Below are 19,577 nucleotides of genomic sequence, written 5' to 3'. Positions count from 1 at the left end.
GGTTTAAGGACAGTTAATGAAAAAGCAGTTGTTTATCCTCAGCCAGTACTTGCTGCCGCACCACTTGCTCTCGCGACTGGCCGGCTGCATCGCCGAGTGCCGCGTGCGCTGGTTCAAGAACGCCTTCACCGCCTGGTTCGCCAAGCGCTACCAGGTGGACATGTCCCAAGCCCTGGTTGAAGACTTGACCGCCTACGAGCATTTCAACGCCTTCTTCACCCGCGCCTTGAAAGACGGCGCGCGCCCGCTGGATCAAACCCCAGGCGCGGTACTCAGCCCGGCCGACGGCGCCGTCAGCCAGCTTGGCCCAATCGAACACGGCCGCGTGTTCCAGGCCAAGGGCCACAGCTTCAGCGTGCTGGAATTGCTGGGCGGCGATGCAGCATTGGCTGCACCGTTTATGGGCGGTGATTTCGCCACTATTTATCTGTCGCCAAAGGACTACCACCGCGTGCATATGCCGCTGGCCGGTACGCTTCGCGAGATGGTCTACGTGCCGGGGCGGATTTTCTCGGTCAACCAGACCACCGCCGAAAACGTGCCTGAGCTGTTTGCCCGTAACGAACGTGTTGTCTGCCTGTTCGACACCGAACGCGGCCCGATGGCTGTAGTGTTGGTAGGTGCGATGATCGTCGCGTCGATTGAAACCGTATGGGCCGGGCTGGTGACGCCGCCAAAACGCGAGCTGAAAACCTTCCGCTACGACGAGGCTGCACGCGCACCGATTCACTTGGAGAAAGGCGCGGAGCTGGGCCGCTTCAAGCTGGGTTCGACTGCAATTGTGCTGTTCGGGCCGGATCAGGTTAAGTGGGCTGAAGAACTGGTGGCGGGTACGCCGGTGCAGATGGGCCAAGGCATCGCCGCTCCTAAAGCCTGACACCGAACCCAATGTGGGAGGGGGCAAGCCCCCTCCCACATTTTTAACTGCGTTTTGCCAGTTACAACTGAACGTCGCGGTCGCGCAAGCCCAGCAGGTACAACACGCCATCCAGCCCCAACGTCGAGATCGCCTGCTTGGCCGATTGCTTGACCAGCGGCTTGGCGCGGAACGCCACACCCAAGCCGGCAATCGCCAGCATCGGCAAGTCATTGGCGCCGTCACCGACCGCAATGGTCTGTTCCAGACGCAAACCTTCCTTATGGGCCAATTCCCTCAGCAGATCCGCCTTGCGCTGAGCGTCGACAATCGGCTCCACCGCCACGCCCGTCACCTTGCCATCCACCACTTCCAGCTCGTTGGCGAACACATAGTCGATGCCCAGCTTGGCCTGCAGTTGCTTGGCGAAGTAGGTAAAGCCGCCCGATAGAATTGCGGTCTTGTAGCCCAGGCGCTTGAGTTCGGCGAACAAGGTTTCGGCGCCTTCGGTCAGGCGCAGCGAGGCGCCGATCGAGTCCAGCACACCCACATCCAGGCCTTTGAGCAGCGCCAGGCGCTCCTTGAAGCTGGCACGGAAATCCAGCTCACCGGCCATGGCGCGCTCGGTGATTTCAGACACTTGCTCGCCCACACCGGCAGCCTTGGCCAACTCGTCGATGACTTCGGCTTCAATCAGCGTGGAGTCCATGTCGAACACCGCCAGGCGGCGGTTACGGCGGAACAGCGAGTCTTCCTGGAAGGCGATGTCGACATTCAGCTCCTGAGCCACGCTCAAGAACTCGGCGCGCAGGGCTTGCGGGTCCGCCGGTTCGCCGCGCACGGAAAACTCGATGCAGCCCTTGCCCTTGTCGGCTGGCGTATCGAGCGGCATGCGACCCGACAGACGGTCGATATGATCAATATTCAACCCGTACTGGGCAGTAATCGAGCTGACGCGCTGCAACTGCTCGGCGGTGACCTTGCGAGTCAGCAGCGTCACGATGTGGCGTTTTTTGCCCTGGCCGTCGACCCAGTGCTGGTAGTCGGCTTCGGAGACCGGGGTGAAACGCACCTGCTGATCGAGCTTATACGCCGTAAACAGGATGTCCTTGAGCACCGACGAAGCCTGTTCGGTACTCGGGATTTCCACGAGGATGCCGAACGACAGGGTGTCGTGGATCACCGCCTGGCCGATGTCGAGAATGTTCACACCACCCTGGGCCAGCACACCGGTAATGGCTGCGGTGAGACCCGGTCGGTCAACACCTGTGATGTTTATCAGGACAATTTCGCGCAAAGCGCACCCCCAGGCTGGAAAAAAACCGCATTCTACCCACTTTCAGTGACCATCGGGCACAGCCAGCGCTTTGCCGGTCCCAGGCCTGTCGCTATACTGCGCGTCAACTTCACGGACTAAAGAGCCGAGCTCAAGTGAACCGGCCTACGCCAGTAAAAACCGATAACTTCTTCCTGCTGATCTTCCGGGCACTGCGCCACCGCCGTGTACCGATCGCATTACGCATCGCCAGCCATAACGTGATCCTGGTCGCTCTGGCCCTGGTGATCTATGCCTGCGTGATGGGCTTGCAGTTCAAGCAGGCCATGCACGAGCAAGCCGACGCCCTGGGCGAGAGCCTGACCACTCAGACCGCCACGTCGGCGACTGAGCTGCTGGTGTCCAACGACATCCTCAGCCTCAACGTGCTGCTCAACAACCTGACCAAGAACCCGTTGGTGGCCCACGCCGCGATCTACAGCGTGGACAACCGGATCATGGCCGAAGCCGGGCAACGCCCGAAAAACGGCCTGCTGGGTGAAGCCGAAGGTTTGTATTCGAGCAACATCACGTTTCAGGATGTGAAGGCCGGCCAACTGCGCATCAGCCTGGACATGCAGCAATTCCAGCAGCCGATGACCATCAGCCTGCAAAGCATGGGCATCCTCAGTGCGATCCTGCTGGCATTGGCCCTGGCCTTGAGCTTGCGCCTGGGCCGGCATATCTCCACGCCGCTGATGCAACTGCGCATCTGGCTGCGCGATATTGACGAACACACCCCGGCCACCGATCGCCAGGATGAAATCGGCGACCTCGCCCGCCAGCTTCACGCCAGTTTCGCTCCAGAACCGGTAGTGCCCGAGGTCGAACCCGAGCCCGAGTACGACGACACCGAGTACGACGACGAACCCGAGTTTGAAGTGCGCGACCTGCGTGATCCGGGCTTTGACGAAAGTGCCCCGGTGGCAGGCCTCAAGCCCGCGCCTCGTCAGGTCATCAAGGCTGAGGAAGATGAACTGGATGATGAAGACCCGTTCTCCGACCTGCGCGATACCTCGGCCGCCACCCCGGCGGTTGCGCCTAAGCCTGAACCGGCGAAGAACACCGAGCCACAGCACAGCGCCGTATTGGCCGTGCAACTGGGCGCCCAGGACCAACTGCGCCGCCTGCCCCGCGCCCGCCTGACGGAATTGCTGGAACGCTACCGCGACTGCCTGGACCAGGCCGCCTCGCTGTATCAGAGCGAACTGCACACCCTGAACGACGGCAGCACGCTGATGCTGTTCCACAGCGAAGACAGCGGCGAAGATTACCTGACCAACGCTATTTGCTGCGGCGAGTTGTTGCGCGCACTGGGCCATGCCCTGCAGATCGAAGTGGCCGACAGCGGCATCACCTTGCAACTGCAGCTTGGTTTGACCGTGGGCGATGATCTGTTTGGCATGAGCCAGATCGACCTGCTGCTGACTGAAATCGCCCAGGATGCGCTGGCCTTGTCGCAACACAGCCGCAACCTGCTGCTGGTGGAGCGCAAGATCAGCGAAGACACGCTGATTCGCCAACGCGCGCGTATCCGCCCGATTGCCAGCCCTGAAGGCGCCAGCTGTGTGGAACGCTTGATGGAGCCGTATCCGTCAATGCTGGAGCGGCAGTTGGCGCGGATGCATGAGACCCGTACCAAGTCCTGAGGAACACCGCCAAGCCCACTGAGCAGTGGGCTTGTGTGGGTGCGGGTTTGCTCGAAGGCGGTGTGTCAGTCGCCAGACTTATCGACTGATCCAACGCATTCGCGGGCAAGCCCGCTCCCACAGTTGATCTTCAGCATGGCTCGAATCGCAGACAAACAAAAAGGCCCGCTGAATAAGCGGGCCTTTTGTTTGTCTGCGATTCAGATCAGAACCTGAACACTTCCATGTCCGTACGAATCGGCGTAGCCATCGGCATCTTCGGCTTTTCCGGCGCTGCGGGCTTGGCCTGAGCCGGGGCTTGCTTGCGCGGTGCCTCGGCAATCGGCGGCTGGTTGGCCAATGGCTTGAGCGCCACCGACAACTGCTGCGCAAGATGCTGCAACAACACGCCCTGGGCCTGGACCTGGGACGCGGTGGTGCCGCTGTGTTCTTCCTGCAAATGCACGATGCGGTTATCGCGCACCTGGCCACGGCGGTCGATCAGACGCCACTGCGCGTCGAGGATGGCCGGCTGCGAGGCGCCCGAGTCGAGCCGCGTAATGGTCAGCAACACCTGCACATCCGGAGTAAAGCCGGTTGGCGCAGGCGCGAGCACCACACGCTGACTGTCCAGATGACCGGCCACCTGGCGCAACATCAGCTGGTTGATGTCGGACGACAAGCTGCCCGCCCAACGGCCGTCAGTGGAACCTTGCAGGCTGCCATCGTTCTGACGTTGCAGCAGGGTTTCGCGTTGCAGGTAATCGGCTACGACTACCGGGCCAAGCAATACGGCCATGCCAGCGGTTTGCGCCGGCTGAGCTGGACTTCCGCTGTCCAGCTGGTACAGCGACACCGGTTGGTGCGTGCTGCAACCCGCCAGCCCCAAAAGGCCAGCGAGCATCAAAAATAAAGGAAGGCGTGGAGCAGTCATCATCCCATCCAGGTGGCTGCCACAAGGCGAACCACAATGTAATACTAAAAATAACCTAAATACGCTCGGCCACGCCGGCGCTGGAAAGGCCATATCATCCGTGAATATGCTCCATGACTCCAGCGCGAAAGCGCCGATCTACGCGTTAAATCGTAGATCGAGGGCTCTAATACGCCTTAAACCGGCGTTTCGACCAACAAAGCATCCACTCGCTGGAAGCCCCGCGGCAGTTTGTTACCGCGCCGACCACGCTCACCCTTGTAATGTTCCAGGTCATCAGCACGCAGCGACAGCGTGCGTTTGCCAGCCTGAAGCACCAGGGTAGAGCCTTCCGGGATCACGGCAATGTCGGTCACGTACTCTTCGCGACTGGCCACCCGCTCCCCGGGAATCCCAATAATCTTGTTGCCCTTGCCTTTACCCAGCTGCGGCAAGTCACTGATCTTGAACACCAGCAGACGCCCTTCGGTGGTCACCGACGCCAGCCAGTTGCTCTCGCGGTCTTCCACTGTGCGCGGCAGGATCACCTTGGCGTTGTTGGGCAGGCTCAACAACGCCTTGCCCGCCTTGTTCTTGGCCTGCAGGTCTTCACCCTTGACCACAAAACCGTAACCCGCGTCGGAAGCGATCACATACAGCGAATCATCATCGGGCAGCAGCACGCATTCGAAACTCGCCCCCGGTGGCGGTGTGAGTCGCCCGGTCAGCGGCTCGCCCTGGCCACGCGCTGAAGGCAACGTGTGCGCCGGCACCGAGTAACTGCGCCCGGTGGAATCGATGAACACTGCAAATTGGTTGGAACGCCCGGCAGCCGCGGTCTTGAAGCCATCACCGGCCTTGTACGAGAGCCCGGTAGCGTCAATATCATGCCCTTTGGCAGAGCGAACCCAACCCTTTTCCGACAGAACGACGGTAATTTTCTCGTTAGGCAACAGCTCGGTTTCTGTCAGAGCTTTCGCTTCTGCGCGCTCGACGATTGGCGAGCGACGGTCATCACCATAGGTTTCGGCATCTTTGATCAGTTCGCTACGCACCAGCTTCTTGAGCTTGGCTTCGCTGCCCAACAGCGCTTGCAGCTTGGCTTGTTCCTTGAGCAGTGCATCCTGCTCGTCGCGCAACTTCATCTCTTCCAGGCGCGCCAACTGACGCAGGCGGGTGTCGAGGATGTAGTCGGCCTGGATCTCGCTCAGCTCGAAACGCGCGATCAGTTCGGCTTTCGGGTGCTCGGCGGTACGAATGATGTGGATCACTTCGTCCAGGTTGAGATAAGCAATCAGCAAACCGTCCAACAGGTGCAGGCGACGCTCGACCTTGTCGAGGCGAAATTGCAGGCGGCGGCGCACGGTTTGTATGCGGAACTCCAGCCACTCCACCAGCAAGTTGCGCAGGTTCTTCAGCTGCGGCTTGCCGTCCAGGCCGATGATGTTGACGTTGACCCGGTAGCTCGACTCCAGGTCGGTACTGGCAAACAGGTGCTGCATCAGCACTTCGTGGTCGACCCGGCTGTTGGTCGGGATGATCACGATGCGGCATGGGTTTTCGTGGTCGGACTCGTCACGCAGGTCAGCGACTTGCGGCAATTTCGACGGTTTGGCCTGCATCAGCGCGGCGATCTGTTCCAGCACCTTGGCGCCGGACACCTGGTGCGGCAGCGCGGTGACAATAATGTCGCCGTCTTCGATGTGGTACACGGCGCGCATGCGTACCGAACCCTTGCCGGTTTCGTACATCTTCAGCAAGTCGGCGCGCGGTGTGATGATTTCCGCTTCGGTCGGGTAGTCCGGGCCCTGGATATGCTCGCAGAGCTGCTCGACCGTGGCCTTGGGTTCATCCAGCAAGCGTACGCAGGCGGTGGCGACTTCACGCAGGTTGTGCGGCGGCACGTCGGTGGCCATGCCGACCGCGATGCCGGTGGTGCCATTGAGCAGGATATTCGGCAAACGTGCCGGCAACACCAAGGGTTCGTCCAGGGTGCCGTCGAAGTTCGGGCCCCAGTTGGCGGTGCCCTGGCCCAACTCGCTGAGCAGCACTTCGGAGTAACGCGACAGGCGCGCTTCGGTGTATCGCATGGCCGCGAAGGACTTGGGATCATCCGGCGCACCCCAGTTACCCTGACCGTCCACCAGCGTGTAGCGGTAGCTGAACGGCTGGGCCATCAGCACCATGGCTTCGTAGCACGCCGAGTCGCCGTGCGGGTGGAACTTGCCGAGCACGTCGCCGACGGTACGCGCCGACTTCTTGTGCTTGGAATCAGCGTCCAGCCCCAACTCACTCATGGCGTAGATGATGCGCCGTTGTACCGGCTTCAGGCCGTCGCCGATATGCGGCAAGGCACGGTCCATGATCACGTACATGGAGTAGTTGAGGTAGGCATTTTCGGTGAAGTCAGCCAGCGACCGGCGTTCTACGCCGTCTAAGCTGTCTGCGAGGATGTCACTCATGCGGGCCTCATCATTGTTTGGTCTGGCGCAGCAGCAATGTGCCGCTGCGCTGGGTAAATTCAAGTTGTTTCAATGCACTCATGCCCAGCAGCACCTGTTCCCCGTCCAAGCCCGGCGCCACGATCGCGCGGACGTCCTGCAGGACGATATCGCCCAGTTTCAGGCGGTCGAGGTGGGTGCGGTAGCCCTGAACACGGCCGTTGGCGGTGCTCAAGGTCACCGGCAGGCCACGTTTAAGCCCGAGGCGGTCGGCCAATTCGGCCGGCACCGCCACATCGGTCGCGCCGGTATCGAGCATAAACTCCACCGGATGACCATTGATCTGGCCGCTGGCAACAAAATGCCCTTGGCCGTTGCCCAGCAATTTCACTTCGATGTACCCCTCGTGTTGCTGAGAGGTCACCACCGCATTGGGATTTTCCTGACGTGCTTCCCACTGCCCAAAAAACCGCGTAGCCAAAAACAGCCCGGCGCCCCATGCCACAAACATCAGCACACGTCCGGCGCGCTTGCCGGGCGGCTGCCCGCTCATGGCTGGGCGCTCCAGCCGCCGGCAGGCGCGGCGAAACGATAGACCACAGGGCGTTTTTCACCATCGGCACGCGGGCCAAAATTGTTGTCGATCCCCAGCCAGGCGCCCTCTGCATCCACCACCAGGGCTTCGGCCAGGCCGTAGGGCTGGGCATAGCGCCGTTTCGGCATCAGGGTTTCGTCGGCAAACGACCAGCACAGCTCGACTTTGGCGGTGACCGCATCGCGCCGGCAAATCTGGAACGCATTGCGCTCCAGGGTAAACAGCTTGCCGTCAAACAGCGCCAGGTCGGCAAAGTCCTTGGACACAGCCTTGGCGTTGGTGAACTGCGCCGGCTGCACTTCCTGGCCAGCCTCGCTCAACAACACACAGGGACCGTCACAATCCCATACGCTCTGCCCGCGCTTGATCGAGATTAAGCCACGCCGCTCACGCTCGGCCGCCAGCCAAATCTGATTACCGGCAGGATTCACCGCCAGGCCTTCGAACAACGCGTTGAAGTGCAGCAACATGCCACTGGCGCGGGCTTCACGCACCATGCCAGGGGCGATTTTCAACCACTCAGGGGCGCCCGCCATCGGCACTTGCAGCACCGCCGCATGGGCTTCGCTGACAATGTAGCGGTTGCCGGCGGCATCGCAGGTAATGCCTTCAAAATCGAGGTCGCCACCGCGAATGAACGACGCAGCCTTGGTGCGCGAGCGCAAACCCCAGGGCAAACCGGACTCGGGCACCGGCGGCACGTCAATCTTCACGGTTTCGGCCTGCCAGGTCGGCGTACTGATGTCGAGTCGGTAAATCTGGTCGTCATCGCGATCGGACACCGTCCACAGCGCCTGGCCACATACCGCCAGGCCCGAGAGGTTACCGCCGCGCATGCCGTCCACCGGATGCTCGGATATCAGCTTTAGCTCAGCCACGGGCTCGGCGGCCACTTGGGCCGCCGCCAACCCGCTCAACATCAGGATCGCCAGGGCGAAACCTGTGCGCATCAGCCCAAAACCTCGGCCAGGTTGCCTTTGGACTCCAGCCAGGCCTTGCGATCCGGCGCACGCTTTTTCGCCAGCAGCATGTCCATCATTTCCGACGTGCCGGCGAAGTCTTCCAGGGTCAACTGCACCAGGCGCCGCGTGTTCGGGTCCATGGTGGTTTCGCGCAGCTGCGGCGGGTTCATCTCACCCAGGCCTTTGAATCGCGTGACCTGTGGCTTGCCGCGTTTCTTCTCGGCGACCAGGCGGTCGAGGATGCCATCGCGCTCGGCTTCGTCCAGCGCGTAGAAAATCTCTTTGCCCAAATCGATACGGTACAGCGGCGGCATGGCAACGTAGACGTGACCGGCATCCACCAATGGGCGGAAGTGCTGGACGAACAGCGCGCACAGCAACGTGGCGATGTGCAAACCGTCGGAGTCGGCGTCAGCGAGGATGCAGATCTTGCCGTAGCGCAGCTGGCTCATGTCGGCCGCGCCTGGGTCGACGCCAATGGCCACGGCGATGTTGTGCACCTCTTGGCTGGCGAGGACTTCGCTGCCATCGACTTCCCAGGTGTTGAGGATCTTGCCGCGCAACGGCAGGATCGCTTGGAATTCCTTGTCCCGCGCCTGCTTGGCAGAACCGCCGGCGGAGTCACCTTCGACCAGAAACAGCTCGGAACGCATCGGGTCCTGCCCGGCGCAATCGGCCAGCTTGCCCGGCAATGCCGGGCCTTGGGTGATGCGCTTGCGCTCGACCTTTTTGCTGGCCTTCAAACGGCGGCCGGCGTTATTGATCGCCAACTCCGCCAGGGCCAGGCCCAGCTCCGGGTGCTCGTTGAGCCACAGGCTGAACGCATCTTTGACCACGCCGGAGACAAACGCCGCCGCTTCACGCGACGACAGGCGTTCTTTGGTCTGACCGGAGAATTGCGGCTCCTGCATTTTCATCGACAGCACGAACGCGATGCGCTCCCACACGTCTTCCGGCGCCAGCTTCACGCCGCGTGGCAACAGGCTGCGGTATTCGCAGAATTCGCGCATGGCGTCCAGCAAACCCTGGCGCAAACCGTTGACGTGGGTGCCGCCCTGGGCGGTGGGGATCAGGTTGACGTAGCTTTCCTGCACGCTGTCGCCGCCTTCAGGCAACCACAGCAGCGCCCAGTCGACGGCTTCTTTATGACCGGCCAGGCTGCCGCAGAACGGCTCGTTGGGCAGGCGTTCGAAGTCGCTTACAGAGTCTTCGAGGTAGGAACGCAGGCCGTCCTCGTAATGCCACTCGACCTTCTCGCCGGTGCCTTTGTCTTCAAAGCTGACCAACAGGCCCGGGCACAGAACGGCCTTGGCCTTGAGCACATGCTTGAGGCGGCTGATGGAGAATTTGGGTGAATCGAAGTATTTCGGGTCCGGCGCGAAGTACACGCTGGTGCCGGTGTTGCGCTTGCCAACGCTGCCGATCACTTCCAGGTCGGTGGCTTTGTAGCCATCAGCGAAGGTCATCTGGTACTCGTTACCGTCGCGCTTGACCTTGACCCTGACCTGCGTGGACAGGGCGTTGACCACGGAAATACCCACACCGTGCAAGCCACCGGAAAACTGGTAGTTCTTGTTGGAGAACTTGCCGCCGGCGTGCAGCTTGGTGAGGATCAGCTCGACGCCCGACACACCCTCTTCGGGGTGGATGTCCACCGGCATGCCGCGACCATCGTCGGACACTTCCAGGGAATGGTCGGCGTGCAAGATGACTTGTACCGACTTGGCATGCCCGGCCAAGGCTTCGTCGACGCTGTTGTCGATGACTTCCTGGGCAAGGTGGTTCGGCCGGCTGGTGTCGGTGTACATGCCTGGGCGTTTACGCACCGGGTCGAGGCCCGAGAGGACTTCGATGGCGTCGGCGTTATAAGAGCTAGCGCTGGGAGTGGCCATGGGGTCTCGTCGTGAGTCGTTCGATTAAAAAGTAACCTGCGGCTTTACAGGGCTGCAAAGTCGAAGGATTGATACTGATCTGCACCAATGCCGGCAAAGCTCAACATCGCAGGCAGTTGCCGGGCGAACCCTTGGTAGCCATGGTCGCCACCGGCCTGGATGCGCAAGGCACAGGCCCGGTAATACTGTTGGGCGAGGCGATAATCCAGGGTTTCATCCCCGGTCTGCAACCACACCTGATAACGCGCGGCGTCCTGCGGGGCTGGCACTTCCAGTTCGGCCAGGGCCGCAACGTGGTCGTGGGTCAGCTCCCAGGTTTCATCGGTATAGAGGTTCTTCTGGGTCCCCAGGTAACCGTCAAACATCCGATGCGGGCTGACCGCCGGGTTGACCAGCAGCGCCTTGAGGCCATGGCGTTCGGCAAGATGGGTTGCATAGTAGCCGCCGAGTGAGCTGCCTACCAGCAGCGGCCGCCCCAGCTGCGCAATCGCGTCTTCCAATTGAGCAATTGCCTTGCGCGGGTGGTGATGCAGGGCCGGCACGCGCAATTGGTCGGCCAGGCCGAGGCTGTCCATCACGGCGATCAACTGACTGGCCTTGTTGGAGGCCGGCGCACTGTTGAAACCGTGGATATACAAGATCGAAGCAGACATGCCGGGCTCTCCGTGCATCAGCCAAAGAGGCGCAGTTTACAGGGATCGGGGTGGTGTGTGAGGCCCCTATCGTCCAGTCAGAGAAGAACCCATGTGGGAGCGGGCTTGCTCGCGAATACGGAGTGTCAGTCAATACATCGGGTGACTGATACACCGCCTTCGCGAGCAAGCCCGCTCCCACATTTTTAATCAGTGTTTGCAGGGTTTAGTAACCGTTGCTGCCGTAATCGATGGTAAACGCGAAGCCTTCGACCCGCTCTACGCCGGTCTCCAACCGCCCGTCGGCGTGCAGGCGCAGCCAGCGGTAACCCGGCGCCTGCTCGCTGACCTTGAAGTCTTCGCTGCCCGGCGCGAACTGAATGCAGGTGGACGGCGACGCCAGCAAGCGCACGCCGTTGCGATCGCGGTCGATTTCCTGATGCACATGGCCCCAGAGCAGCGCCTTGACCTGCGGAAAGCGCTCGAGCACCGCAAACAAAGCCTCCGGGTTGCGCAGGCCAATGGGCTCCATCCACGCACAGCCGATGGGCACCGGATGATGGTGAAAACACACCAGATGATGACGGGCAGGCGCCTCGCTCAAGGCCTGGGCAAGCAATTGCAGTTGCTGATCTTGCAAGTAACCGGGCACCGAGCCTGGAACAGCCGAATCCAGCAAGGTGACGCGCCAGTTGCCAATGTCGACGACCGGTTCCAGCAAATCACTGTGTTCGGCGGCGAGGGCCATGGTCTGCGGCTCGTCGTGATTGCCGGGAATCCAGCGCGCCGGCGCGTCGATCTGTCGGGTCAGGTCGCGAAACTGTTGATAGGACTCAAGCGTGCCGTCCTGGGACAGGTCGCCGGTGGCCAGCAGCAAATCGATCTGCGGCTGTTGCGAGCGCACCAACCCGATCACTCGCTGCAGGCTTTCGCGGGTGTTCATGCCCAGCAGCGTGCCATCGGCCTCGGCATACAGGTGGCTGTCGGACAGCTGCACCAGCAGCGCTGGCGCATCAGGGTTCACGGTGGATACGCTCGGCAAGGCGCTCTCCCAAGGCAATCACAGAAAAGGACAGGTGGGCGATTATGCTAGGGCAGGACGCAAAGAGGAAAGACGCAGTTCACATCTACCGAACGACTTCAAACTCATGGCCCAGGGCCAGGCAGTGGCTCAGCCATTCACCGAGGAACACATTGAGCTGTGCTTTCTCATCGGGTTGGTGCATGAACACGTTCGGGTAAGGATAGATGCTGCGAAAGCGTCGCGCATGTTCGGCGCTGATCACTTCGGCCATGCGCGCATCGTGGTAGACCTGCACCTCCAACTGCGGCACCGGCAGCCACGGCAGGCTGTGCTCCTGACGCACGCGCAGGGTGGTGGTGTACGGGCAGTTGACGATGACTTCAAGGGTCAGCACGCCAAGCATCTGGTCGCCGTGGGTCACGGCAATGCGCCGCGCCTCCGGGGTGTGGCGCATGTCGGGGAGCAAGCGCATCAGCCGCGCATAGTTGGCCTCGCAGGCGGCTTGCAACCCGATCAGGTCAACGCGATATCGTTCCCGTGCCTTTACTGCCATAACCCCCTCACTTCCGCGCGATTAAGCGCAAGCCATTGCAGGGCGATAATGCTGGCTGCGTTGGAAATTTTGCCGTCACGCACCGCTTGCAGGGCATCTTCGAAAGCCCAGGTGGTGACGCGGATATCTTCTGCCTCTTCTTCCAGTCCATGGACGCCACCGGCCCCGGTGCTGTCGCAACGGCCCAGGTACAAGTGGACAAATTCGGTACTGCCGCCGGGCGATGGGAAATATTTAGTAATCGGCCACAGCGCGGAGAATGTCAGCCCAGCTTCCTCCTCGGCTTCGCGGTGTGCAACCTCCTCCGGTTCTTCATCCTTGTCGATCAGGCCGGCAACCATTTCTATCAGCCACGGGTTGTCGGTACGGCCCATGGCGCCCACGCGGAATTGCTCGATCAGCACCACTTCATCGCGCTGCGGGTCATAAGGCAACACGCACACCGCGTCGTGCCGAACAAAGACTTCACGGTTGATCACCCGGCTCATGCCGCCATCGAATTTCTCGTGGCGCAGTTGCACGCGATCAAGCTTGTAGAAGCCCTTGTAGGCATTGTCGCGCTGAACAATCTCGATTTTGTTCGGCGTCGATTTAGCAATGTCCGTCATATTCTTCCTCGTTTACGCGGGTGCAATTCGCGCCATCCTAACGCGCCCTTGCCACTTGATGCAGCCCCTTTCCAGTTGCCGGGATAGACGGCGGAGGTCAAACTCACTCTAATCAGCTTAGTGGCGAACTGACGGCTCTGTTCGCAGTCGAAGCGCTACTCTTTTTCGCTTTCCATCGATTTCCGAAGGACGCACATGTCGCTTTTAAAAATCGCCTCCGTGGCTTGTATTGCCTTGACCCTGGGTGCCTGCCAGAGCCTGTTCCAGCCCAGCTACCTGAAGCCGCTGGACACCAAACCGGACGCCTCCGAACAGATCAAACCCGGCTGCGGCAGCCCTGACTGCCCGCTGGTGAACATTGATACCGTGCACTTCCCCAGCGAGCCGCAGCTCGACACGATTGTGGAGCAACGCCTGCTGCAAATGACCCGCACCACGCCCGGCGCCAGCGTGCCGCCGACGCTGAATGCCTACCGGGACAAGTTCCTGCGCGAATCGCCAGACCGCAACAGCATGTACTTGCAGGCCAAGGTACGTGACCAGCATGACGGACTGGTGATCATTGAAGTGTCCAGCTACCTGGACACCGGAGCCGCCCACGGTGAACCCGGCCGCGGTTTCATCAACTATTCACGCCTGCAGCACAAAGAGCTGAGCCTGACCGACATGCTGCTGCCGGGTCAGGAACAGGCGTTCTGGAACACCGCGAAAGTCGCCCACAATAGCTGGCTGATCAATTCGCAGATGGACCGCGACCCGGAGTTCGTGAAGAACTGGCCGTTCCAGAAAACCCCGAACGTGGCCTTGACCAGCGACGGCGTGGTACTCAAGTACAACGTGGCCACCATTGGCCCGTACGCATTGGGGCTGATCGAAATGACCATCCCCTATGCGCGTCTGACGGGCGTGCTCAAGCCTGAACTGATGCCCGCGCGCCACTAAAGACCCGGCCCAATATCAACTGCAACAGCCCTGCCAGCACCAGTGCCGGCAGGGTCGCGCCGATATCCGGATACAGGTTGGCCAGCACGTGATACGTGGCGATGCCACCCAGCCAGGCCACTAGCGCCGCCCCGTGCAGGTTGCGAACGGGGCCCTGGCCACGGCGGCGCAGAATGAAGTGATCCACCAGCACCACGCCGAACAGCGGCGCGAACACCGAGCCGATCAGCAACAGGAAGTTCTGGTACTGCGCCAACGGCGCGAAGCAGGCGATCAGCGTGCAGATGACGCCGATGGCCAACGCCAGGTGTTCGACCTTCCAACGCAGCAAAATCCCGCTGGAGACTGCCGCCGAGTGAATATCGGCAAAGGCGTTTTCCGACTCGTCCAACAGGATCAGCAACAGCGGAATGCCCAGGCCCGCACCGGCCAGCGCCAGCAACAGCGCATTCACTTCACCGCTTGGCGCGAACGCCAGGGTGTAAGCCACGCCGAGGCTCATCAGCCAGAAATTGCCGATAAAAAAGCCCAGCGCCGTCCCGCCGAATACATTTTTTGCGCGTTTGCCGAAGCGAGAGTAATCGGCAATCAACGGCAGCCACGACAACGGCATGGCGATGGCGATATCAAAACCCACCGCAAACGGCATCGAGCCGTCACCGGATTTTGCCCACAACGCGGCGAGGTCGGCCTTGGCGAACAGGTTCCAGGTCAGCCACAGGCAGGCGGCCAGCAGCAGCCAGATGCCCCACTTGCGCAGGATCTGGCGCACAAAAGTCAGCGGGCCACTGACGGCCAGTAACGTCGCCAAACCACCGAAAAACAGCGTCCACAGCAAAGGACTCGCCAGCAGGCTACCCTCGCTGAACGCTCGGGTGCCCAGCAAACTGGCGGCGTCGCGCATCACGATGATTTCGAACGAGCCCCAGCCGATCAGCTGCAGCAGGTTCAGCAATGCCGGCAGGCTGGCGCCTTTGGCCCCTAGGCTGAGTTTGAGCGCGGCCATGGCCGACAGGCCCGTGTCGCTGCCGATCACGCCGACGGCGGCCAGCAGCAGCACGCCCACCAGCGTGCCGAGAAATATCGCCAGCAGCGAACCGGACAAGCCCAGGCCGGGTGCGAGCAAGGCGCCGGTTTGCAGGACCATCAGGCCGATGCCGAGGGAAAACCACAGGGAGAACAGGTCGCGGGCGCCGAAGACGCGTTTGTCGCTCGGCACCGCTATATCGGGGGAGTAGGTACTCGGTTGAATGCTCAAGGGTGTTATCTCTGAGGGGCATGTGTTGTTTGCTAGATCGCTATCGCGGGCAAGCCCGCTCCCACATTCGACCGCATTCCAAAGGTGGAACTCGATCAAATGTGGGAGTCGGGCTTGCCCGCGATGACGGCAGTGCAGGCACCGTCGCCTATGGATCAGACCTTCTTATAAAGCTGACTACCTTCCTGCTTGAACCGCTGCGCCTGTTCGGCCAAGCCCTTGGCCACGTCCACATCCACCGCTTCAATGCGCTGGTTGGCCGCGTACTCACGCACTTCCTGGGTGATCTTCATCGAGCAGAATTTCGGCCCGCACATCGAGCAGAAGTGCGCGACCTTGGCCGAGTCTTTCGGCAAGGTTTCGTCGTGATACGAACGCGCGGTGTCCGGGTCCAGACCAAGGTTGAACTGGTCTTCCCAGCGGAACTCGAACCGCGCCTTGCTCAAGGCGTTATCGCGGATCTGCGCTCCCGGATGTCCCTTGGCCAAATCCGCAGCGTGCGCCGCGATCTTGTAGGTGATGATCCCGGTCTTCACGTCATCCTTGTTCGGCAGGCCCAAGTGTTCTTTGGGCGTGACGTAGCAAAGCATCGCGCAACCGAACCAGCCGATCATCGCCGCGCCGATGCCCGAGGTGATGTGGTCGTAGCCCGGCGCGATGTCGGTGGTCAGCGGGCCGAGGGTGTAGAACGGCGCCTCGTCGCAGCATTCGAGTTGCTTGTCCATGTTCTCTTTGATCAACTGCATCGGCACGTGGCCGGGGCCTTCGATCATGGTTTGCACGTCGTGCTTCCAGGCGATCTTGGTCAGCTCGCCCAATGTTTCCAGCTCACCGAATTGCGCGGCGTCGTTTGCGTCGGCAATCGAGCCCGGACGCAGTCCGTCGCCAAGGGAGAAGCTGACGTCATAGGCCTTCATGATTTCGCAGATTTCGTCGAAATGCGTGTAGGTGAAGTTCTCTTTGTGGTGCGCCAGGCACCACTTGGCCATGATCGAACCGCCACGCGAGACGATGCCGGTTACGCGCTTGGCGGTCAGCGGCACGTAGCGCAGCAGCACGCCGGCGTGGATGGTGAAGTAATCGACGCCCTGCTCGGCCTGTTCGATCAGGGTGTCGCGGAACAGCTCCCAGGTCAGGTCTTCAGCGGCGCCGCCAACTTTTTCCAGGGCCTGGTAGATCGGCACGGTACCGATCGGCACCGGCGAGTTGCGGATGATCCACTCGCGGGTTTCGTGAATGTGTTTGCCGGTGGACAAGTCCATGACGGTGTCCGAACCCCAGCGAATGCCCCAGGTCAGTTTCGCCACTTCTTCTTCGATGGACGAACCCAAAGCGCTGTTGCCGATATTGCCGTTGATCTTCACCAGGAAGTTACGGCCGATGATCATCGGTTCCAGTTCGGTGTGGTTGATGTTGGCCGGGATGATCGCGCGGCCACGGGCGATTTCTTCGCGCACAAATTCGGGGGTGATGATTTTCGGCACGCTGGCGCCGAAGCTGTGGCCGGCGTGTTGCTGCTCGAGCAGGCCGCTGGCGCGGGCTTCTTCGAGCTTCATGTTTTCGCGGATGGCGACGTATTCCATCTCGGCGGTGATGATGCCTTTGCGCGCGTAGTGCATCTGCGTGACGTTGGCGCCGGCCTTGGCGCGGCGCGGGTTTTTCACGTGGGCAAAACGCAGCGCGGTAAGTTCGGCGTCGCTCAGGCGCTGTTGACCGAAGTGCGAGCTCAAGCCCGACAGGCGCTCGGTGTCGCCACGCGACTCGATCCACGGCGAGCGCACATCGCCCAGGCCTTTGCGCACATCGATGATCACATTCGGGTCGGTGTACGGGCCGGAGGTGTCGTAGACCACCACGGGCGCGTTGATTTCGCCGCCGAAGTCGGTGGGGGTCACGTCCAGGCTGACTTCGCGCATCGGCACACGAATGTCCGGACGAGTGCCTTGCACGTAGATTTTTTGCGAGCGGGTAAACGGCTGCACGGAGCCGGAGTCGACCTTGGCCGACTCACTCAAGTGCACGGTGGTTTTCAGTTTTGTACTTTTTATTTCTGTGCTCATCACGGGCTCTCCAACTATCCAGGCGGTGGATTTTTGTCGGAGCGAACCTGTGACGGATGGACGCACTGAAACCAGTGCTGTGCAAGGCACGAGGGCTGTTCGATTGTCGAACAACATCCCGGACGAAGCACAAGAGGACTCGCCGGGTGACGAGAAATCTTGTTCCCTACGCAGGCGCTAACCTGATCAGGTTCAACGGGATCCGGTATTTACCGATCTCAGCCTTCCAACAAGGCACCCCGACAAGAACGCGGCCAGTCTAGACCATGGCGTGGGCAAATTGCCAATGGCGGTGCATTCAGCGTGATGAATGGCGTGATTGCGGGATTGTTGCGCCGGGTCAGCAACACTACACTCGGTTGCCGCCACAATGGCTTGACGCCAGAAATGGCCAGCCTTAGCCTTGGGCGCTAAATTATCGCCGTAATATTCACACTAGGGATCGCCTCATGCTGCGCAAACTCTCACTGGCTCTTGCCGTGTCTTGTGCGACCAATGGAATGGTCTGGGCAGCTGAAGCGCCCTTGTCCGCCAAAACCGATTTGGTCAGCGTCTACCAGGAAGCGGTGAACAACAACGCCGACCTGGCCGCCGCCCGCGCCCAATACGGCGCGCAGAAAGAAGTGGTGCCCCAGGCCCGTGCCGGCTTGCTGCCAAACCTGTCGGCCGGCGCCGACAGCAATAACGTGCGCACCCAGATCGACCAGCCGGCGGCCACCGCCAACCGTGATGCGCACTCCTGGCGCGCAACCTTGAGTCAGCCGCTGTTCCGTGCCGACCGCTGGTTCCAGCTGCAAGCCGCCGAAGCCGTCAACGAGCAGGCCTCGCTGCAGCTCTCGGCCACCGAACAGAACCTGATCCTGCAAAGCGCCGAGAGCTACTTCGCGGTGCTGCGCGCCCAGGACAACCTGGCCTCGACCAAGGCCGAAGAAAACGCCTTCAAGCGCCAGCTCGATCAGTCCAACGAACGCTTTGACGTGGGCCTGTCGGACAAGACCGACGTGCTGCAATCCCAGGCCAGCTACGACACCGCCCGCGCCAACCGCATCGTCGCCCAGCGCCAGGTGGATGACGCCTTCGAAGCGCTGATCACCCTGACCAACCGCGAGTACAACGCCATCCAGGGCATCGTGCACACGCTGCCGGTGCTGCCACCGGCGCCGAATGATGCCAAGGCCTGGGTCGAGACGGCCGGCCGCCAGAACCTCAACCTGCTGGCCAGCAACTACGCGGTCACGGCCGCCGAAGAAACCCTGCGCCAGCGCAAGGCCGGCCACTTGCCGACCCTCGATGCGGTGGCGCAATACGAAAAGGGTGACAACGACGCGCTGGGTTTCAGCAACCCGAATCAACTGCCTATCCCTTACGGCGGTGATGTGTCGCAACGCACCATCGGCCTGCGCCTGAACATCCCGATCTACAGCGGCGGCCTCACCAGCTCGCAAGTGCGCGAATCCTATTCACGCCTCGACCAAAGTGAGCAACAACGCGAAGGCCTGCGCCGCCAAGTGGTGGAAAACACCCGCAACCTGCACCGCGCGGTGAACACCGACGTGGAACAGGTGCAGGCACGCCGCCAGTCGATCATCTCCAACCAGAGCGCGGTGGAAGCCACGGAAATCGGGTATCAGGTGGGCACGCGCAACATCGTCGACGTGCTGGACGCACAGCGCCAGCTCTACTCGTCCGTGCGCAACTACAACAACAGCCGCTACGACTACATCCTCGACAACCTGCGCTTGAAGCAGGCGGCGGGCACGCTGAGCCCGGGCGATTTGCAGGACCTGACGCGCTACCTCAAGGCTGACTACAACCCGGACAAGGACTTCCTGCCACCGGACCTGGCCAAGGCCGCCGCCGAACAGCTCAAGGCTCGCCCCGGCTACTAAGCTCAGCAC

16 protein-coding genes and 1 riboswitch are annotated in these 19,577 nt (G+C 61.4%); of the genes, 4 read left to right on the top strand and 12 right to left on the bottom strand.

From position 1 onward, the window contains the following. Nucleotides 1-16 precede the first annotated feature (16 nt). Nucleotides 17-877, top strand: coding sequence for an archaetidylserine decarboxylase (gene asd, locus L8K08_RS17335; RefSeq protein WP_106577614.1), 861 nt, complete (start codon nt 17-19; stop codon nt 875-877). A 61-nt stretch (nt 878-938) separates the two neighbouring features. Here asd and serB read toward each other — a convergent pair whose 3' ends face one another. Further along, nucleotides 939-2,153 carry a phosphoserine phosphatase SerB gene (gene serB, locus L8K08_RS17330; RefSeq protein ID WP_242198944.1) on the bottom strand — a complete coding sequence of 405 codons (1,215 nt, stop codon included), beginning with the start codon at nt 2,151-2,153 and terminating at the stop codon, nt 939-941. A 134-nt stretch (nt 2,154-2,287) separates the two neighbouring features. Here serB and L8K08_RS17325 point away from each other — a divergent pair, with 134 nt between their 5' ends. After that, nucleotides 2,288-3,820 carry an AhpA/YtjB family protein gene (locus tag L8K08_RS17325; RefSeq protein ID WP_242198941.1) on the top strand — a complete coding sequence of 511 codons (1,533 nt, stop codon included), beginning with the start codon at nt 2,288-2,290 and terminating at the stop codon, nt 3,818-3,820. Nucleotides 3,821-4,025: 205 nt separating this feature from the next. Here the strand turns inward: L8K08_RS17325 and L8K08_RS17320 are convergent, their stop codons facing one another. The 9 genes from L8K08_RS17320 to L8K08_RS17280 form a co-directional block, all read right to left on the bottom strand. Further along, the gene (locus L8K08_RS17320) at nt 4,026-4,733 is read right to left on the bottom strand and encodes an ABC-type transport auxiliary lipoprotein family protein (protein WP_145160133.1); all 708 of its coding nucleotides are present in this window, start codon (nt 4,731-4,733) and stop codon (nt 4,026-4,028) included. Between the two features lie 176 nt (nt 4,734-4,909). Beyond that, nucleotides 4,910-7,174 carry a DNA topoisomerase IV subunit A gene (gene parC, locus L8K08_RS17315; RefSeq protein ID WP_106577610.1) on the bottom strand — a complete coding sequence of 755 codons (2,265 nt, stop codon included), beginning with the start codon at nt 7,172-7,174 and terminating at the stop codon, nt 4,910-4,912. Between the two features lie 10 nt (nt 7,175-7,184). After that, a complete protein-coding gene (locus tag L8K08_RS17310) occupies nt 7,185-7,706 on the bottom strand; it encodes a TIGR02281 family clan AA aspartic protease (protein ID WP_242198939.1) in 522 nt (173 codons plus the stop codon). Beyond that, the gene (locus L8K08_RS17305; protein ID WP_242198936.1) at nt 7,703-8,698 is read right to left on the bottom strand and encodes an esterase-like activity of phytase family protein; all 996 of its coding nucleotides are present in this window, start codon (nt 8,696-8,698) and stop codon (nt 7,703-7,705) included. The genes L8K08_RS17310 and L8K08_RS17305 overlap by 4 nt, the downstream gene beginning before the upstream one ends. After that, the gene (gene parE, locus L8K08_RS17300) at nt 8,698-10,602 is read right to left on the bottom strand and encodes a DNA topoisomerase IV subunit B (RefSeq protein ID WP_145160125.1); all 1,905 of its coding nucleotides are present in this window, start codon (nt 10,600-10,602) and stop codon (nt 8,698-8,700) included. Before parE ends, L8K08_RS17305 begins: the two co-directional genes overlap by 1 nt. Before the next feature lie 44 nt (nt 10,603-10,646). Further along, nucleotides 10,647-11,255: a YqiA/YcfP family alpha/beta fold hydrolase gene (locus L8K08_RS17295; RefSeq protein WP_145160123.1), complete on the bottom strand. Its 609-nt coding sequence runs from the start codon at nt 11,253-11,255 to the stop codon at nt 10,647-10,649. A 205-nt stretch (nt 11,256-11,460) separates the two neighbouring features. Continuing rightward, nucleotides 11,461-12,276 (bottom strand): 3',5'-cyclic-AMP phosphodiesterase, encoded by an 816-nt coding sequence (cpdA, locus tag L8K08_RS17290; RefSeq protein WP_242198934.1) that lies wholly within the window; start codon nt 12,274-12,276, stop codon nt 11,461-11,463. An 85-nt stretch (nt 12,277-12,361) separates the two neighbouring features. After that, nucleotides 12,362-12,811, bottom strand: coding sequence for a DUF1249 domain-containing protein (locus tag L8K08_RS17285; protein WP_003209507.1), 450 nt, complete (start codon nt 12,809-12,811; stop codon nt 12,362-12,364). Next, nucleotides 12,802-13,419 (bottom strand): NUDIX domain-containing protein, encoded by a 618-nt coding sequence (locus L8K08_RS17280; RefSeq protein WP_145160119.1) that lies wholly within the window; start codon nt 13,417-13,419, stop codon nt 12,802-12,804. The genes L8K08_RS17285 and L8K08_RS17280 overlap by 10 nt, the downstream gene beginning before the upstream one ends. 195 nt (nt 13,420-13,614) lie before the next feature. Here L8K08_RS17280 and L8K08_RS17275 point away from each other — a divergent pair, with 195 nt between their 5' ends. Next, complete coding sequence (locus L8K08_RS17275) at nt 13,615-14,361, top strand: RsiV family protein (protein WP_242198933.1); 747 nt, start codon at nt 13,615-13,617, stop codon at nt 14,359-14,361. Here L8K08_RS17275 and cytX read toward each other — a convergent pair. Both cytX and thiC read right to left on the bottom strand, forming a co-directional pair. Beyond that, nucleotides 14,330-15,619: a putative hydroxymethylpyrimidine transporter CytX gene (gene cytX, locus L8K08_RS17270; RefSeq protein ID WP_242198930.1), complete on the bottom strand. Its 1,290-nt coding sequence runs from the start codon at nt 15,617-15,619 to the stop codon at nt 14,330-14,332. The genes L8K08_RS17275 and cytX overlap by 32 nt on opposite strands. 155 nt (nt 15,620-15,774) lie before the next feature. Next, the gene (gene thiC / locus L8K08_RS17265; RefSeq protein ID WP_145160115.1) at nt 15,775-17,679 is read right to left on the bottom strand and encodes a phosphomethylpyrimidine synthase ThiC; all 1,905 of its coding nucleotides are present in this window, start codon (nt 17,677-17,679) and stop codon (nt 15,775-15,777) included. 146 nt (nt 17,680-17,825) lie between these two features. Next, nucleotides 17,826-17,931: riboswitch (TPP riboswitch) on the bottom strand. Nucleotides 17,932-18,128: 197 nt separating this feature from the next. On the opposite strand from thiC, the gene L8K08_RS17260 reads away from it, so the two are divergent. Next, entirely contained in the window at nt 18,129-19,568 is a 1,440-nt protein-coding gene (locus L8K08_RS17260; protein ID WP_145160113.1) for a TolC family outer membrane protein, read from the top strand. Nucleotides 19,569-19,577 lie beyond the last annotated feature (9 nt).

Source organism: Pseudomonas sp. TREG-RG-20F-10-E-6-01 (assembly GCF_022662455.1).
GTDB lineage: Bacteria > Pseudomonadota > Gammaproteobacteria > Pseudomonadales > Pseudomonadaceae > Aquipseudomonas.
This window is presented reverse-complemented; position numbering and strand designations above follow the sequence as displayed.

Bases quoted from the DNA above. Each gene is read 5' to 3' on its own strand.
- asd (WP_106577614.1), top strand. From the start codon at position 17: ATGAAAAAGCAGTTGTTTATCCTCAGCCAGTACTTGCTGCCGCACCAC.
- L8K08_RS17320 (WP_145160133.1), bottom strand. From the start codon at position 4,733: ATGACTGCTCCACGCCTTCCTTTATTTTTGATGCTCGCTGGCCTTTTG.
- parC (WP_106577610.1), bottom strand. From the start codon at position 7,174: ATGAGTGACATCCTCGCAGACAGCTTAGACGGCGTAGAACGCCGGTCG.
- L8K08_RS17310 (WP_242198939.1), bottom strand. From the start codon at position 7,706: ATGAGCGGGCAGCCGCCCGGCAAGCGCGCCGGACGTGTGCTGATGTTT.
- L8K08_RS17305 (WP_242198936.1), bottom strand. From the start codon at position 8,698: ATGCGCACAGGTTTCGCCCTGGCGATCCTGATGTTGAGCGGGTTGGCG.
- parE (WP_145160125.1), bottom strand. From the start codon at position 10,602: ATGGCCACTCCCAGCGCTAGCTCTTATAACGCCGACGCCATCGAAGTC.
- L8K08_RS17295 (WP_145160123.1), bottom strand. From the start codon at position 11,255: ATGTCTGCTTCGATCTTGTATATCCACGGTTTCAACAGTGCGCCGGCC.
- L8K08_RS17285 (WP_003209507.1), bottom strand. From the start codon at position 12,811: ATGGCAGTAAAGGCACGGGAACGATATCGCGTTGACCTGATCGGGTTG.
- L8K08_RS17280 (WP_145160119.1), bottom strand. From the start codon at position 13,419: ATGACGGACATTGCTAAATCGACGCCGAACAAAATCGAGATTGTTCAG.
- L8K08_RS17275 (WP_242198933.1), top strand. From the start codon at position 13,615: ATGTCGCTTTTAAAAATCGCCTCCGTGGCTTGTATTGCCTTGACCCTG.
- thiC (WP_145160115.1), bottom strand. From the start codon at position 17,679: ATGAGCACAGAAATAAAAAGTACAAAACTGAAAACCACCGTGCACTTG.
- L8K08_RS17260 (WP_145160113.1), top strand. From the start codon at position 18,129: ATGCTGCGCAAACTCTCACTGGCTCTTGCCGTGTCTTGTGCGACCAAT.